The organism is Streptomyces sp. NPDC031445, assembly GCF_055581365.1.
The window spans coordinates 371245-386436 of sequence record NZ_JBVIJO010000001.1 but is presented as its reverse complement, the minus strand read 5'-3'; the positions used below and the strand labels follow the sequence as shown (position 1 = coordinate 386436).

General features: G+C 74.7%; 15 protein-coding genes. 13 read left to right on the top strand and 2 right to left on the bottom strand.

The annotated features are described in order from the left end of the window. Positions 1–119: 119 nt before the first annotated feature. Together ACZ5DC_RS01510 and ACZ5DC_RS01505 are read right to left on the bottom strand one after the other, a co-directional pair. A complete protein-coding gene (locus ACZ5DC_RS01510; protein WP_468648265.1) occupies positions 120–593 on the bottom strand; it encodes an indole-3-glycerol phosphate synthase in 474 nt (157 codons plus the stop codon). A gap of 169 nt (positions 594–762) precedes the next feature. Then, entirely contained in the window at positions 763–1665 is a 903-nt protein-coding gene (locus ACZ5DC_RS01505; protein WP_468648264.1) for a pyrimidine reductase family protein, read from the bottom strand. A 37-nt stretch (positions 1666–1702) separates the two neighbouring features. Here ACZ5DC_RS01505 and zapE point away from each other — a divergent pair, with 37 nt between their 5' ends. The 13 genes from zapE (at position 1703) to ACZ5DC_RS01440 (ending at position 15009) form a co-directional block, all read left to right on the top strand. Then, positions 1703–2806: a cell division protein ZapE gene (zapE, locus tag ACZ5DC_RS01500; RefSeq protein WP_468648262.1), complete on the top strand. Its 1104-nt coding sequence runs from the start codon at positions 1703–1705 to the stop codon at positions 2804–2806. A 223-nt stretch (positions 2807–3029) separates the two neighbouring features. Then, positions 3030–3428: a hypothetical protein gene (locus tag ACZ5DC_RS01495; protein WP_468648260.1), complete on the top strand. Its 399-nt coding sequence runs from the start codon at positions 3030–3032 to the stop codon at positions 3426–3428. An 82-nt stretch (positions 3429–3510) separates the two neighbouring features. Next, positions 3511–4089, top strand: coding sequence for a carbonic anhydrase (locus ACZ5DC_RS01490; RefSeq protein WP_468648258.1), 579 nt, complete (start codon positions 3511–3513; stop codon positions 4087–4089). Positions 4090–4097: 8 nt separating this feature from the next. After that, positions 4098–5576 (top strand): SulP family inorganic anion transporter, encoded by a 1479-nt coding sequence (locus tag ACZ5DC_RS01485; RefSeq protein ID WP_468648256.1) that lies wholly within the window; start codon positions 4098–4100, stop codon positions 5574–5576. 104 nt (positions 5577–5680) lie between these two features. Continuing rightward, a complete protein-coding gene (locus tag ACZ5DC_RS01480) occupies positions 5681–6517 on the top strand; it encodes a slipin family protein (protein ID WP_468648254.1) in 837 nt (278 codons plus the stop codon). Between the two features lie 41 nt (positions 6518–6558). Further along, entirely contained in the window at positions 6559–7416 is an 858-nt protein-coding gene (locus tag ACZ5DC_RS01475) for a PPK2 family polyphosphate kinase (RefSeq protein WP_468648252.1), read from the top strand. A 276-nt stretch (positions 7417–7692) separates the two neighbouring features. Then, complete coding sequence (locus tag ACZ5DC_RS01470) at positions 7693–9261, top strand: FAD-dependent oxidoreductase (RefSeq protein WP_468648250.1); 1569 nt, start codon at positions 7693–7695, stop codon at positions 9259–9261. A 63-nt stretch (positions 9262–9324) separates the two neighbouring features. After that, positions 9325–10170, top strand: a complete 846-nt coding sequence (locus ACZ5DC_RS01465; RefSeq protein WP_468648248.1) for a polysaccharide deacetylase family protein — start codon at positions 9325–9327, stop codon at positions 10168–10170. A 17-nt stretch (positions 10171–10187) separates the two neighbouring features. Then, positions 10188–10370, top strand: coding sequence for a hypothetical protein (locus ACZ5DC_RS01460; RefSeq protein WP_468648246.1), 183 nt, complete (start codon positions 10188–10190; stop codon positions 10368–10370). A gap of 380 nt (positions 10371–10750) precedes the next feature. Further along, positions 10751–11476, top strand: coding sequence for a peptidyl-tRNA hydrolase (locus tag ACZ5DC_RS01455; RefSeq protein WP_468648244.1), 726 nt, complete (start codon positions 10751–10753; stop codon positions 11474–11476). A gap of 137 nt (positions 11477–11613) precedes the next feature. Beyond that, positions 11614–12939 (top strand): MbnB/TglH/ChrH family RiPP precursor modification enzyme, encoded by a 1326-nt coding sequence (locus ACZ5DC_RS01450; RefSeq protein ID WP_468648242.1) that lies wholly within the window; start codon positions 11614–11616, stop codon positions 12937–12939. 383 nt (positions 12940–13322) lie between these two features. Next, positions 13323–14132 carry a DUF4142 domain-containing protein gene (locus ACZ5DC_RS01445; RefSeq protein WP_468648240.1) on the top strand — a complete coding sequence of 270 codons (810 nt, stop codon included), beginning with the start codon at positions 13323–13325 and terminating at the stop codon, positions 14130–14132. Positions 14133–14229: 97 nt separating this feature from the next. After that, positions 14230–15009: a TIGR04222 domain-containing membrane protein gene (locus ACZ5DC_RS01440; RefSeq protein ID WP_468648238.1), complete on the top strand. Its 780-nt coding sequence runs from the start codon at positions 14230–14232 to the stop codon at positions 15007–15009. Positions 15010–15192: the final 183 nt, after the last annotated feature.

Sequence of the window (15192 nt, the reverse complement as noted above, 5' to 3'; positions counted from 1 at the left end):
CTCCCCAGAGACGGTGCGAGCTAGAGCGGGCCTAGCCTATGCGCTCGGGCACCGGGCGCCTCGCACGCACCCGCGCCCGGCGGCCGCGCCGCGACCCGGACGGCGACCGGGGGCCCGCCCTATGCCTTGCTGTGCGAGAACAGCTTCAGCACCGGCACCCCCACCCTGTGCCGGGCCCGGGAGGCCCAGTCCCGGTGGAAGAACTCCTCCACGTAGTGCGGGTCCGTCAGCACGATCACCTCGTCGGCGCCGACCTCGGCGACCAGGGCCTTCAGCGCGTCCAGCGGGTGCTCCTCGACGAGCCGCCCCTCCGCCCGGCTGCCCGCGGCGCGCAGCGCCTGGAGCGACACGTCGAGGGCCTGCTGCCCCACGCTCCGGGCCTCCTGCCCCTCCGGCGTCTCCCCCTCCCGCACCGCCTCGTCGAGTTCGCCGAGCGCGATGTCGTCGATGGCCCGCAGCAGCCGGTCCGCCTGCTCACCGCGCGGCTGGAGCAGCACGTGGAAGGCGACGGGCTCCTCCCCGTGCAGGGTGGTGACGAACTCCACGTCGGCGGCCGTCAGGGCCTTCTCGATCATCAGAACGCTTGTGAACACCAGGCGCCTCTCTCCTCGGAGGGCCCGGCAGGGCCCGTGCGGAAACCATCCTTCCCCGTGATCGCACGGGTACTGCCGGACCGTGCTGCTGCTGCTCGGCGGAAGCCGACCGCGACGGTCGGTTCCGCCGGCATCAGGACCGACAGTGACGCCAGCACCAACGGTGACGTCAGGTCCGACAGTAACGACCGAACAGAAATCCGTCCTGCTCCAGCAGGGACGCGAGTTCGAACCGGTGCGGAACGGCCACCGACGGCCCCCCGGCGATCCGCTGCGCGTTCCCCGCGGTGAGCGTCGGCGAGAGGGTCAGACACAGCTCGTCCAGCACGTCCGCGGCGATCAGCTGGCCGAGCAGCCGGGGCCCGCCCTCGGTGAGCAGCCGGGTGTGGCCGAGGCCGGCCAGGGCCTGGACCGCGCGGGCGGGCTCCACCCCCATGCCCTCGCCGGCGATCACCACCTGGGCGCCGGCCCGCTCGGCGGCGGCGATCCGGTCGGGGGCGGCCGCGGCGCCGGTGAGGACCAGCGTGGGCACCAGGGGCGAGGTGAACAGCGGCAGCGTGAGGTCCAGCTCCAGGCTCGCGGTGACGATCGCGATCGCCGGGACCGGGGTCTGCCCGGCGGCCGCGCGGGCCCCGGCGAACTCGTCCCGGACGCGGGCGGGCCGGTACCCCTCCTGCCGCACCGTCTCCGCACCGACCACGACGACGTCCGCGAGCGCCCGCAGCGTGCCGAAGATCCGCATGTCGGTGGCGCTGGAGATGGGCTGCGAGCGGCCCTCGTGCTGGGCGGCGCCGTCGAGCGAGGAGACCATGTTGGCCCGCAGCCACGGCCGCGGGGCGCCCGGCGCGGGCTCCGGGTAGGCGTACGCGGCGGCCAGCTCGGCGAGACTCCACTCCCGGTCCACGACCGCGGCGGCCCCGATGGGCCCCCCGACGGGCGGGCGGACCCCGCCGGCCGAGCCGTCCCGGCCCGCCGGGCTCGCCTCCCCCTCCGGACCGCCCCCGGGGGTCCGGGCGCCCCCTGCGGGGGCCTGGGCTGCTGTTTCTTCGGTCACAGGGAACAGGCGTCGCATGCCGTGCAGTGTGACACGGCGCTTAGCATGGGGAACTGTGTCGTCCTCCACCGCCGCCCCCGGTTCCAGCCCGCTGCCGGAAGCCGGCCCCCTGTCCCTGTGCGCCCGTGAGCCGCACGTGCCCGCGGAGCGGCTGGTCGCCGAGATGGTGCCGCCGCCGCGCTTCGACTCGGTCCGCTTCGCCACGTACATCCCGGACCCGAACCAGCCCAGCCAGACCGAGGCCGTCCAGGTCCTGGAGGGCTTCGCGGCCGGGCTCGGCGGGGAGCGGGGCTCCGGCGCCGGCCGGCGCGGCCTGTTCGGCTTCGGCCGGGCCAAGGCGCCCAAGGCCCCGGCCGGCCCGCGCGGGGTGTACCTGGACGGCGGTTACGGCGTCGGCAAGACCCACCTGCTCGCCTCCCTGTGGCACGCCACCCCGGCCGAGCCGTCCCACAAGGCGTTCGGCACCTTCGTGGAGCTGACCAACCTGGTCGGCGCGCTCGGCTTCCAGCAGACGGTGCGGACGCTCTCCGAGCACCGGCTGCTGTGCATCGACGAGTTCGAGCTGGACGACCCCGGTGACACGGTCCTGGTGTCGACGCTGCTCGGCAAGCTGGTCGAGGCGGGCGTGGCACTGGCCGCCACCTCCAACACGCTGCCCGGCAAGCTGGGCGAGGGCCGGTTCGCCGCCGCCGACTTCCTGCGGGAGATCCAGGGCCTGTCGGCCCACTTCCGCACCCTGCGCATCGACGGCGAGGACTACCGGCACCGCGGTCTGCCCGAGGCCCCGGCGCCCTTCTCGGACGAGGAGGTCATGAAGACGGCGTTCGCCACCGAGGGCGCCTCGCTGGACGACTTCGGGCGTCTGCTGGAACACCTGGCGAAGGTGCACCCGAGCCGGTACGGCGCGCTGACCGACGGGGTGCGGGCGGTGTGCCTGACCGGTGTGAAGCCGGTGCCGGACCAGTCGACGGCGCTGCGCCTGGTGGTGCTCGCGGACCGGCTCTACGACCGCGAGGTCCCGGTGCTGGCCTCGGGGCTGCCGTTCGACCGGCTGTTCAGCGAGGAGATGCTGAACGGCGGCTACCGCAAGAAGTACTTCCGCGCGATATCCCGGCTCACCGCGCTGGCGCGGGACGCGAAGGGCCTGGTCGGCTCCTAGGGGCCTCGCCGCCACACCGGCCGGTCCGGTCGTTCAATAGTCGATCAAACAGTGCGGGTCAAGGGCGGGTTCAGGCCACCCGACCCGCACTTTTCACGCTCTCTTGCGCGCTTAACGCGCAGTTAACCCTGCAAAGGACTTCGCAGGGTTAACGTGTTTCTTGACCATCCATTGACCAACCCTTGGTCTGGACAAGAACCATGAACGTGGCGGAGGGGGGCTCATGTTCCGAGGTACGACCGTTCGGACGCTGCTCACCCTCCTCGGCGTGACGCTGCTCGCCTTCCAGCTCTTCACTCCCGCGGGATCCTTCGCACCCGCGCACACCTTCGGTCAGGCACTGGCCAAGGCCGAGACCGGAACCACCCCCTCCGCACTGCCGGCGCGCGAAGGGTCCGCGGACAAGGTCCGCGCCCCAGGCTGCCCAGGTGACCCCACGGGCCTCCCGCACGTCCGCGACCGGCAGCGCGGCCCGGCCTCCGGCTGCGCGCAGGAACGCGCCCTCATATCCGGCCGAACGGCCGGAACGGGCCCGTCGGACCCCTCCCGCGGGCCGCACCACCCCGCTCCGAGAGCCTCCAGAGCCCACACCCCGGCGGCGCTCCAGGTCTTCCGCTGCTGACGTACGGGCAGCTCTCTCCCCCCACACCACCGTCGTGCACGTCCGACGCGCCGGGCAGGCGCGCCAGGAGGAACCCACACACATGCAGCCCCTCATCGACAACGCCCGTACCTTCGGACAGCGCCCTGAGGAGTTCGCCAGACTCGCCGAAGGCCAGTCCCCGCAGGTGCTGTTCATCACCTGCTCCGACTCCCGGGTCGTCCCGGCCCTGATCACGGGCGCCCGCCCCGGCGAGCTGTTCGAGTTGCGCACCGCGGGCAACATCGTCCCGCCCCACGCCTCCGAGCACCCCACCAGCGAGGCGGCCACCATCGAGTACGCCGTGGAGGTGCTCGGCGTCCGCGACGTCGTGGTCTGCGGGCACTCGCACTGCGGCGCCGTCGGCGCGCTGGTGCGCGGTGACGACCTGACCGCCGTACCGGCCGTGCGCGACTGGCTGGCCTCCGCCACCCCGCGCCCGGCCGGTACGGCCGAGGACCCGGAGGTCGCCGAGGGCGTGCAGAGCCACGTCCTGACCCAGTTGCTGCGACTGCGCTCCTACCCCTGCGTCGAGCGCAAGCTGAAGGAGGATCAGCTGGCCCTGCACGCCTGGTACTACGAGGTGCACACCGGCGCCGTACGGACGCACCGCCCGCAGACCGACACCTTCGAGGCCCTGTGAGCGCGCCGATGACCGACAACCGCACCCTCATATCCCGTTTCCCGCACCTCAGGCAGGACTTCGCCGCCTCCCTGGTGGTCTTCCTGGTCGCGCTGCCGCTGTGCGTGGGCGTGGCCGTCGCCTCCGGGGTGCCGGCCGAACTCGGCCTGGTCACCGGCATCGTGGGCGGCATCGTCACCGGGCTGATGCGCGGCAGCAGCCTCCAGGTGTCGGGACCGGCGGCCGGCATGACCGTGCTCGTCTTCGAGGCGGTCAAGGAGTTCGGGCTGCCGGCCCTCGGCGTGATCGTGCTCGTGGCCGGTGTCCTCCAGGTGGCCATGGGCCTGCTGCGGCTGGGCCGCTACTTCCGCGCCATCTCCGTCTCCGTCGTCGAGGGGATGCTGGCCGGAATCGGCCTGGTGATCATCGCCGGGCAGCTGTATCCGGCGCTGGCGGCGAAGGCCCCGGAATCCGGCCTGGGCAAGATCACCGGGGTGCCCGGCGCGTTCCTGGACGCCCTCGGCGACACCGGCGCCCTGGCCTCGCTCGCGGTGGCCGCGGGCACCATCGCGGTGCTGCTGCTGTGGAAGCACACCCCGGCCAGGGTGCGGGCGGTGCCCGGCCCGCTCGCCGCGGTCGGGCTCACCACACTGGCCGCGTTCGCGCTGGGCCTGCCGGTGGCCACCGTGGAGGTGCGGGGCCTGCTCGGCTCGATCCAGCCCCCGCCGCTCAGCGCCTTCGGCGAGCTGGCCGGCGTGGGGCTGCTGGGCACGGTCGTCGCCTTCACCCTGATCGCCTCCGCCGAGTCGCTGTTCAGCGCGGCCGCCGTGGACCGGCTGCACTCCGGTCCGCGCACCCAGTACGACAAGGAGCTCGTCGCCCAAGGCGCCGGCAACATGGTGTGCGGGGTGCTCGGCGCGCTGCCGATGACCGCGGTGATCGTGCGCAGCGCGGCCAACGTGCAGGCCGGTGCCCGCACGAAGGCCTCCCGGGTCATGCACGGCGTCTGGCTGCTGCTGTTCGCGGCGCTGCTGCCCGGCGTACTGGCCTACATCCCGGTCCCGGCCCTCGCGGGCATCCTGATCCACGCGGGCGCCAAGCTGGTCCCGCTGCGGTCCCTGACCGTGCTGTGGCGCGAGCACCGCGGGGAGGCGCTGGTCCTCGCCGCCACGGCCGTCTCCATCGTGGCGGTCAGCATGTTCGAGGGCGTGCTCATCGGCCTGGCGCTGGCGGTGGTGAAGACCGCCTGGGAGGCCTCGCACGTCAGGCTGGAGATCGTGGACAAGGGCGCGGGGCCGATCGAGGCACACCTGTCCGGGAACGCGACCTTCCTGCGGCTGCCGAAGATCCTCGACAGCCTGGAGGCGCTCCCCCAGGACCGCCCGGTCCGGCTCGACCTGTCCGGGCTGCACCACCTGGACCACGCCTGCCGTACGGCCCTGGAGAACTGGGCCGCGCGGCACAGCGCGGCGGGCACGGAGCCGGTGCAGCTGCTCACGGCCGCCTGACGGCCCGCCCGTGGGGCCGGGGAGCCGGGACCTCTCGGCATCCCGGCTCCACGGGCCTATCGTGGCAACAGCAGACAAACCGGCCTCTGGACGAGGAGGTCACCATGGTCGAGGACCTTGTGGTGCCCCTGGTGGCGGCGGTGGGCTCCGCCGGTGTGGTGTACCTGGCGACCGCGGCGCGGGTGGTCAAGCAGTACGAGCGCGGTGTGCTGTTCCGGCTCGGCCGGGTGGCGGGGGACGTACGGTCGCCGGGCCTGGCCCTGATCATCCCCTTCGTGGACCGGTTGCAGAAGGTCAACATGCAGATCGTGACCCTGCCGATCCCGGCCCAGGAGGGCATCACCCGCGACAACGTCACCGTCCGGGTGGACGCGGTGGTCTACTTCCGGGTGGTCGACGCGACGAGCGCCCTGATCAAGGTCGAGGACTACAAGTTCGCGGTCTCGCAGATGGCGCAGACGTCCCTGCGGTCGATCATCGGCAAGAGCGACCTGGACGACCTGCTGTCCAACCGCGAGAAGCTCAACCAGGGCCTGGAGCTGATGATCGACAGCCCGGCGGTGGGCTGGGGCATCCAGGTCGACCGGGTCGAGATCAAGGACGTGTCCCTGCCGGACACGATGAAGCGGTCGATGGCCCGCCAGGCCGAGGCGGACCGGGAGCGCCGGGCCCGGATCATCAACGCGGACGCGGAGCTCCAGGCCTCCAGGAAGCTCGCCGAGGCCGCCCAGCAGATGTCGGGGACACCGGCCGCGCTCCAGCTGCGGCTGCTGCAGACGGTGATGGCGGTGGCGGCCGAGAAGAACTCGACGCTGGTCCTGCCCATCCCGGTGGAGCTGCTGCACTTCCTGGAGCGGGGCGCGCAGCCCTCGCCCCCGGAGCAGGAGGGCAAGGACCGGGAGCCCGCGGCGCACACCGACGGCGCACCGCCGGCCGGCTGACGGGCACCTGGCACACCGCGAGCCGGACGGAAGGAGCACGCGTGCGGAACAGGCCGGCCGGGAAGCTCCAGGAACTGCTGCGGCTGCCACCGGGCGAGCGGGTCGACCTGTCCCGGTACGACGCCCGGGCCACCCCCGGCGCCCCGGACGGCAAGCGGGCGGCGCAGGCGGAAGCGGACCGCATGGGCAGGCAGCTGGCCCGGCTCCAGGAGCGGCTGTGGGCGGCGGCCACCGCGGGCGACCACCGCCGGGTGCTGCTGGTCCTCCAGGGCATGGACACCAGCGGCAAGGGCGGCACGGTCAAGCACGTGATCGGCCAGCTGAACCCGTCGGGGTGCCGGATCACGGCGTTCAAGGCGCCCACCGAGGAGGAACGGGGGCACGACTTCCTGTGGCGGGTGCGGCGGGCGCTGCCGGAGCCGGGCGAGATCGGCATCTTCGACCGCTCGCACTACGAGGACGTGCTCATCGCCCGGGTACGGCACCTCGCCCGGCCGGCCGAGATCGGCAGCCGCTACGGCCTGATCAACGACTTCGAGCGCGCCCTCGCCGAGGACGGCGTCACCCTCGTCAAGTGCTTCCTGCACCTCTCCCAGGACGAGCAGCGGCGCCGCTTGCTGCGCCGGCTTGACCGCCCCGACAAGCGGTGGAAGTTCACCCCCGGCGACATCGACGAACGCGCCCTGTGGCCCGACTACCAGAAGGCGTACGAGCTGGCCCTGGAGCGCTGCGCGGCGCCGTACGCGCCGTGGTACCTGGTCCCGGCGGACCGCAAGTGGTACCGCGACTGGGCCATCAGCCGGCTCCTGCTGGAACGGCTGCGGGAGCTGGACCCGCGCTACCCGGAGGCGGACTTCGACGTGACGGACTGCCGGGAACGACTGCTGAAGCAGACGTAAGCGGAAGCCGCACCGGCACGAACGGATGCCCGGCCGGGCGGGATCGCGGCATGGACGACCACGGGTCGGGGCGGGTTCCAGCGGGGGCGGATATCAGCCGGGCCGGGGTCCGGCGCGGGCCCACGGCAGCGCGCGAGCGGGCCGGGCGGCGGTAGCGGACGCGGACGGGAATGAGGTCCGCAGGGCCGGACCGGAACGCGGCGCACGTCAGACGGGACGGGGGTCCGCGTGGGCGGAGGCTGACGTGTGTCGGGGTGGGCGGGGTACCCGGCGGGCATGCACGAGCTGCGGAAGGTCACCGATTCGTACTGGCTGCGGACCGCCCCGGGGCCGTCCCACCCCGCTCTGGACGGGGATCTCGACGTGGACGTCGCCGTCGTCGGCGCGGGCATCGCCGGGCTGAGCACCGCCTATGAGCTGGCCAGGGCCGGACGGCGGGTGGCGGTGCTGGAGGCCGGGCGGGTCGCGGCCGGCGTCACCGGCTTCACCACCGCCAAGCTGACCGCCCAGCACACCCTGGTCTACGACCGGCTCCGGCGCACCCGGGGAGTGGAGGGCGCGCGGCTGTACGCCCGCTCGCAGTCGGAGGCGATCGAGCACGCGGCGGCGCTGGCGGCCGAGCTGGGCGCCGACTGCGAGTGGGAGACCCGGGACGCGTACACCTACGTCCGGGACCGGTCCAGGGTGGCCGAGGTGCGCGCGGAGGCGGAGGCCGCCCGGGAGGCGGGGCTGCCGGCCGTGTTCACCACGGAGACCGGGCTGCCCTTCCCGGTGGCGGGCGCGGTCCGGGTGACCGGGCAGGCGCAGTTCCACCCGGTCAAGTACCTGCGGGCGGTCACCGCCGACCTGCTCGCACGCGGCGGCGAGGTGTACGAGCGGACGCGGGTCACCGGTCTGGCGGAGGGCGAGCCGTGCCGGCTGACGACGGAGGCGGGCGCCACGGTGACGGCCCGGGACGTCGTGGTCGCCACGCACTACCCGGTGTTCGACCGCGCCCTGCTGTTCACCCGGCTCTCCCCGCGCCGGGAACTGGTCGTCGCCGGGCCGCTGGGCGACGGACCGGACCCCCACGGCATGTACATCACGCCGGACGAGAACACCCGCTCGGTGCGCACGGCGCCGTACGGCCCGGACGGGCAGCGGCTGCTGGTCGTCACCGGTGAGCACTTCACGCCCGGCACCGGCGATCCGCAGGCGGGCTTCGAACGGCTCGCCGGCTGGGCCGAGGTGCACTTCCCCGGGGTGAAGCTGGACCACGCCTGGGCCACGCAGGACAACGAGTCCACCGACACCGTTCCTCTGGTCGGCCCCCTGCACCCCGGCGCCCGGCACACCTTCGTCGCCACCGGCTTCGGCGGCTGGGGCCTGAGCGGCGGCATCATGGCCGGGCTGCTGCTGAGCGCGCTGATCACCGGCCGGGACAGCGCCTGGCGGGGGCTGTACGACCCGCGCCGGCTGAAGTCGGTGGTGCGCGAGGCGCCGTCACTGCTGAAGACCCAGGCCGAGGTGGCCCGGCACTTCGTCGGCGACCGGCTCAAACCGCCGGTCGCGGTGGAGGACCTGGAGCCGGGCGACGGCGCGCTGGTCCGGTCCGGCGCCGAACGGCTGGCGGTCCACCGCGACGAGGAGGGCGCCCTGCACGCCGTGTCGGCCCGCTGCACCCACCTCGGCTGCCTGGTCGCGTTCAACCGCGCCGAGCGCGCCTGGGAGTGCCCCTGCCACGGCTCGCGCTTCGCCGTCGACGGCACGGTGCTCCAGGGCCCCGCGGTCGAACCGCTGGAACGGCGGGAGCTGGACCGGCCCCCGGCCGGCCACGGCGGCGAGCAGTCGCCGCCGCGCGGGTGACCCTACCGCCGCGCCACGGAACATATCACCATACAAACGCACATTCAGTCCTACGTTCGTACGGTGACCCCACGAGCACGTCATCTCATCGCCGTCTGCCTCCTGGGCGCGGCGCTCACCGCCTGCGGCACCGCGGGCGGTGAGCGGCCCGCCCCGGCCGCCTCCCGCGTCTCCGCGTCCCCCTCCTCCACCCGTCCGCCCGTGCTCACACCCGGCCCCGGCGGACTGACCCCGGTCTTCGAACACGGTTCGCGCACCCGGGGCAAGACCGTCGCGCTCACCTTCGACGCCGACATGACCGCCGACGAGGGACCCCGCGCGACCTCCGGCGAGCACTTCGACAATCCGGGCCTGATCGACGCCCTGCGCACGCTGAAGGTGCCGGCGACCGTCTTCATGACCGGCCGGTGGGCCGACGAGTACCCGGCCGAGGCCGGCGCCCTGGGCCACGACCCGCAGTTCGAGGTGGCCAACCACTCCTGGAGCCACTACGCCTTCACCGCCGACTGCTACGGCCTGCCGACCGTCGGCGCCGACGGCATGCGGGCGGACGTGCAGCGCGCGTACGAGTCCCTCCGCGCGGCCGGCGTCCCCCACGCGATGCCGTACTTCCGCTTCCCCGGAGGCTGTTACGACCAGCGGGCGCTGCGCGCGCTGAGCGGGCTCGGGGTGACCGCGGTGCAGTGGGACGTGATCAGCGGCGACGCGTTCGCCACGGACGCCGACGCGGTGGTCAAGCAGGTGCTCGACGGGGTGAAGCCGGGCTCGGTGGTCGTCATGCACTGCACCCGCAGCGCGGCCCCGACGACCGAGCGGGTCGTCCGCACGGTCGTACCGGAGCTGCGCCGGCGCGGCTACCGCTTCGTGAAGGTCTCCGAGCTGATCGCCCAGGCGGGCAACGGCCGCTGACGTCCTACGCTGGGGGCATGAGCGACGAGGACTACTGCACGATCGTCGAGACGGTGAAGCCGGCGAAGGCCGACGGGCCGCCGTACGCGGAGTGCGTGCTGTGCCGGGAGCCGACGGAGTACCCGGAGTCCTGCAAGGGCGTCACGCTGTGCCCCGTCTGCGAGTGGCAGGAGGCGCAGCGCACGGCCTGCTCAGGGTGAGCGGCGCGCGGTCGTCGTGAGCGGCACCGCGCCCGCCGGCGGCAGCGGTGGCCCCGGTGCCCGCCCGGTCCGCGACCCGGTGACCAGACCGCTGACCGCTGCCCGCGCCGGGGAACCGGCCGGCGCTCCCGCGGCGGCGGCGCGAGCCGGGGCACGCGGACCCGGGGCACGCGGACCTGGTGGCCGTTGCTCGCCGGGGCGCTGATCAGCGTCACCACCGCGGTGGCCGCCGGCCCCGGCAGCACGGCGTAGAGGGTCACCGGGGGCAGCCGGCGCCGGGAGCGCGGGAGCGCGGGAGCGCGGTCACCGGTGTCCCGGAATGTCCCGCGAGCGCACCGCGCGTTGATCGGTCCGGCCGGGGCTTCGTAGGCTGGGCTCCCGTGAGCCACGTTCCCGCCCCCGCCCCCGCCGCCGACAGCCCCGCCCAGCCCGCGCGCGATCCGCGCGACGAGGCGCCCCAGTTCGTCCTGCCGCTCGTGGTACGGATCGAGCGGGGCGCCCCACCGGCCCGGACCGACGCCCTGGAGACCGCCGCCCGGGCCGTCCTGACCCTGCTCGGCGACGAGCGGGCGCACGGCGACGGCGAGTGGGCCGAGGCGGTGCGCGACTGGGAGGACGCGCGGATCCGGAAGGTGGTCCGGCGGGCCCGGGGCGCGGAGTGGCGGCGCGCCGAGGCGCTGCCCGGGATCACGGTGACGGGCGCCTCCGCGGAGGTCCGGGTCTTCCCGCCCGTCCCGCTGGACGGCTGGCCGAAGGACCTGGCGAAGCTCCAGGTGTCGGGCACCGAGCTGGACGACCCGGAACCGCCGGCCCCCGCCGACCCGGCCGGCCGGCCCGTGCTCTGGCTGAACCCGGAGCTGGAGATGTCGGCCGGCAAGGCGATGGCGCAGGCCGGCCACGGCGCCCAGCTGGCCTGGTGGGCCCTGCCCGACACCGCCCGCGCCGCCTGGCGCGCCGCCGGCTTCCCCCTCGCCGTCCGCACGGCCGCCCCGGCCGACTGGCTCCGCCTGACCACCAGCGGCCTGCCCGTGGTCCGCGACGCCGGCTTCACGGAGATCGCCCCGGGCTCCTGCACGGTGGTGGCGGAACACCCGGGCCTGCGCTGACCGGGGAGCGCCCCGCCGTCCCGCAACCTCAAATGTTGCTCTGAACGCGACAGCCGGGGGGTTCGGCGGCGGTCGCCGGGGCCATATCCCCGTCACTCGACGCAGCGGCACGGGCCGGCCGAGGAGGGGGAAGCACCATGCGGCGACTGGGGACCGGGATCGGGTGGCGGCCGGAGATCGCGGAGGCCGTGGAGCGCATGCCCGGCATCGACTGGGTGGAGGTCGTGGCGGAGAACGTCTGCCCCGGCCACCTGCCCCGGTCGCTGCTGCGGCTGCGCGAGCGCGGGGTGACGGTGGTCCCGCACGGCGTCTCCCTCGGTCTCGGCGGCGCGGACCGGCCCGACGAGGGACGGCTGGCGGCACTCGCCGAGCGGGCGGAGGCGCTCGGCTCCCCGCTGGTCACCGAGCACATCGCGTTCGTCCGGGCGGGCGGCGCGCTCACCGCCTCCCCGCGGCTGGAGGCCGGCCATCTGCTGCCGGTGCCGCGCACCCGGGACGCGCTGGACGTGCTGTGCGAGAACGTCCGCATCGCGCAGGACGCGCTGCCGGTGCCGCTGGCCCTGGAGAACATCGCCGCACTGTTCTCCTGGCCGGGCGAGGAGCTGACCGAGGGCCAGTTCCTGTCCGAGCTGGTCGAGCGGACCGGCGTGCGGCTGCTGATCGACGTGGCCAACCTGCACACCAACCACGTCAACCGGGGCGAGGACCCCGCCGGGGCGCTGGCCGCGCTGCCCCTTGAGGCGATCGCCTACGTCCATGTCGCGGGCGGCGTCGAGCGGGACGGCGTCTGGCACGACAGCCACGCGCACCCCGTGCCGCGTCCGGTCCTCGACATCCTGACCGCTCTCGCCGCCGGGGTCGAGCCGCCGGGGGTGCTCCTGGAGCGGGACGAGAACTTCCCGGAACCGGCGGAGCTGGAGCGGGAGCTGGACGCGATCCGGGAAGCGGTGGCGGCCGGGCGCGCGACGGGGAGCACGGCGGGGGGTGCGCCGGAGGCGCCGGCCCCCGGGGGTGCGCGGACCGGGGGCGTCGGTGTCCTGGCGCGGCCGGTGGCGGGGCCGCTGGCGGGCGTGCGGGAGCGGGTCGGGGTCGCGCAGGCCGCCGTGCTGTCGTCCCTGGTGGCGGGCACGCCGGTGCCGGAGGGGTTCGACCGGGTGCGGATGGGGGTGCAGGCGCGGGCGCTCGCGGCGAAGCGGGCGGAGGTCGTGGCGAAGGTGGCGCCCGAGCTGCCGGTGATCCTGGGGGCGGGGTACCGGGAGGCGTTCTTGGAGTACGCCCGGCAGCGGCCGATGCGCGGGGGGTACCGGCTGGACGCGCTGGACTTCGCCGGCCACCTGCTGAAGCTGGGGCGGCCGGGCGACGCGGGGGCGCGGCGCGCACTGCGGAACTGGTGGCTGGACCGCTCGGGCCCGGCACCGCGCAAGCGGGGGCTGGTGGAGCGGGTACGGCGACGCCGGACCTGACGCGCGGCCCCGCGCCGCCCGGCCGGACCGCACCGACCGGCTGCCGCCACACCCGGCGGAAACGACGCCCCTACCACCGACGGCACCGCGACTCCGCAGACACCCGGGCAACCACGCGACCAGCCACCACGCACCCCCAGCGACCCACGACCCCGCACCGACCCCAGCGGCACCGCGCCCACCGCAGACAGCGCCTCGACAGCCGACGGCACCGCGGTTCCGCAGGGGCGCGGGGAACTGCGCGACCAGCCACGACGCACCCGCAGCCACCCAAGACCCCGCACCGGCCCCGGCCGCATCGCCGAGCGCCATCCCGGCCCCAAGTAATATGCCAACCCCGCACCCACCCCAAGCACACCCCGGCGTGCGGCGCAGGAGGCATCATGCGACCGCGACCGCGACCCCCGGTCAACGGCCGAGGCATATTCAGCGGCACCGGGCTCATCGTCACCGGCCTGGCGGCGACGGTCGTCGCGCTGCTCGTCCCGCTGTGGTCGTACGCCGACCGGCAGGACGATCCGGCGAGCGCGAACGTGCTCAGCGCGCAGACGGTGACGACCCCGTACGGGCCGCTGTCCGCGCAGGACCGGGACTTCGTCACCAGGGTGCGGCTGGCCGGGCTGTGGGAGCTGCCCGCCGGGGAGCTGGCGCAGCGGAAGGGGACCACGCCCGCCGTCCGCACCGCCGGCCGGCACCTCGTCGACGGCCACACCTCCCTCGACGCGCACGTCCGTACGGTCGCCACCCAGCTCGGCATCGCCCTGCCCAACGAGCCGAACGAGCAGCAGAAGCAGTGGCTCGCCACCCTGGACACGGCCCAGGGCCAGGACTTCGACCGCCAGTTCGCCGGCCTCCTGCGGCTCGCGCACGGACGGGTGTTCTCGCTGGTCGCGCAGATCCGGGCCGGCACCCAGAACTCCCTGGTCCGTGATCTCGCCGACGACGCCAACGCGACCGTCCTGGACCACATCAGGATTCTGGAGGCCACCGGCTACGTCGACTTCGCCGCACTGGCCAGGGATCTCGCGGCCTCCGCCTCCCCCGTGCCGACCCCGTCGGAGGTCGAACCCGGCGCGGCCGTACCGGTCGAGCCGTCAGCGGGCCAGGCGCCGCAGGGACAGGCGTCGCCCGGCGAGACCGTCCCGCTGGCGCCCGCCGGCAGCAGCCCGCCCCCGGCGACGAGCGGCCCCTGACCAGCCCGGAAAGCGGAACGTCACAGACCGGCAACACTGCGTCCGGATCATGGAAAGGGCATGGCGCCCGCCCAGTCCCCTGGCATAGAAACACGTCATGTTCTGGGTCCTTCTCCTGCTCCTGGCCTGGTCTTTCGCCGGAACGGCCTGCACCCGGCTGTGCCTGGCGGCCGTCCGCTCGGCAGCCGCGGATGCGCCTGGCGCGGCGGCGGACGGCGAGCGTGATCTGACGCTGTACGAGGCGGCCTTCCTCTCCGGCGGTCCCGCGCGGGTCGCCGATGTGACCCTGGTCTCCATGGCCCGCCAGCGCCGGCTGCTGCTCGCGCACACCGGCTGGGCGACGGTCGTGGACCCGCGGGGGCGGGACGAGATGGAGCAGTCCGTCATAGGGGCCATAGGGCCGGAGGGCCAGTCGCGGATCGCCCGCGTACGGGCCCGGGCGGCGGGCGCCGAGGCGGTGCGCCGGCTGGCCGACGGGCTGGTCCGCGCGGGTCTCGCGGTGCCCGAGGGGACGGGGACGACCGTGGGGGCCGCCGTCCGCCAGGTGCGGGCCTCCGTGCTCGTCGTGGCCGCGCTGGGCGTGACCGCGCTGCTGCTGCCCATCCAGACCGGGACGCCCCGGCTGCTGGTCGGCCTGTGGTTCGCCCTGCCCCTCACCCTGGCGCTGAGCTGCCTGGCGATCGCCCGGTTCGAGGCGCATCCGTACTCGCGCTGGGCCTCCCCGGCCGGACAGCGGCTGCTGAGCGCGCTGGCCGGCAGGCCGGCCGGGGACGAGCGGTCGTTCCTCACCTCCGTGGCCGTGCGCGGCATCCGCGCGATAGGCGAACCGGAGTTGCGCGCGGCCTTCACCCACCGCGACCAGCCCTGGCGGGAGTGACGGCCGGGCGGGCGATCCGGCGGGGGCGGGCGCGGCGTCGGGGGCGGCTTCCGGGGGCGCACAGGGGGCATTGCGGCCGACACCGGCCCGACGGTGCTTGCCTTCCCCCACGGCCGGCCGAAACATCCCTTCTGTCGTCGCGGGCCGTGGCAGCCGTGCCATCGCCGCCGCGCACCGAAGGGA

Coding starts and splice junctions, on each gene's coding strand:
- ACZ5DC_RS01505 (WP_468648264.1), bottom strand. CDS start 1,665: ATGCGACGCCTGTTCCCTGTGACCGAAGAAACAGCAGCCCAGGCCCCC.
- ACZ5DC_RS01495 (WP_468648260.1), top strand. CDS start 3,030: ATGTTCCGAGGTACGACCGTTCGGACGCTGCTCACCCTCCTCGGCGTG.
- ACZ5DC_RS01490 (WP_468648258.1), top strand. CDS start 3,511: ATGCAGCCCCTCATCGACAACGCCCGTACCTTCGGACAGCGCCCTGAG.
- ACZ5DC_RS01485 (WP_468648256.1), top strand. CDS start 4,098: ATGACCGACAACCGCACCCTCATATCCCGTTTCCCGCACCTCAGGCAG.
- ACZ5DC_RS01480 (WP_468648254.1), top strand. CDS start 5,681: ATGGTCGAGGACCTTGTGGTGCCCCTGGTGGCGGCGGTGGGCTCCGCC.
- ACZ5DC_RS01470 (WP_468648250.1), top strand. CDS start 7,693: ATGCACGAGCTGCGGAAGGTCACCGATTCGTACTGGCTGCGGACCGCC.
- ACZ5DC_RS01460 (WP_468648246.1), top strand. CDS start 10,188: ATGAGCGACGAGGACTACTGCACGATCGTCGAGACGGTGAAGCCGGCG.
- ACZ5DC_RS01450 (WP_468648242.1), top strand. CDS start 11,614: ATGCGGCGACTGGGGACCGGGATCGGGTGGCGGCCGGAGATCGCGGAG.
- ACZ5DC_RS01445 (WP_468648240.1), top strand. CDS start 13,323: ATGCGACCGCGACCGCGACCCCCGGTCAACGGCCGAGGCATATTCAGC.
- ACZ5DC_RS01440 (WP_468648238.1), top strand. CDS start 14,230: ATGTTCTGGGTCCTTCTCCTGCTCCTGGCCTGGTCTTTCGCCGGAACG.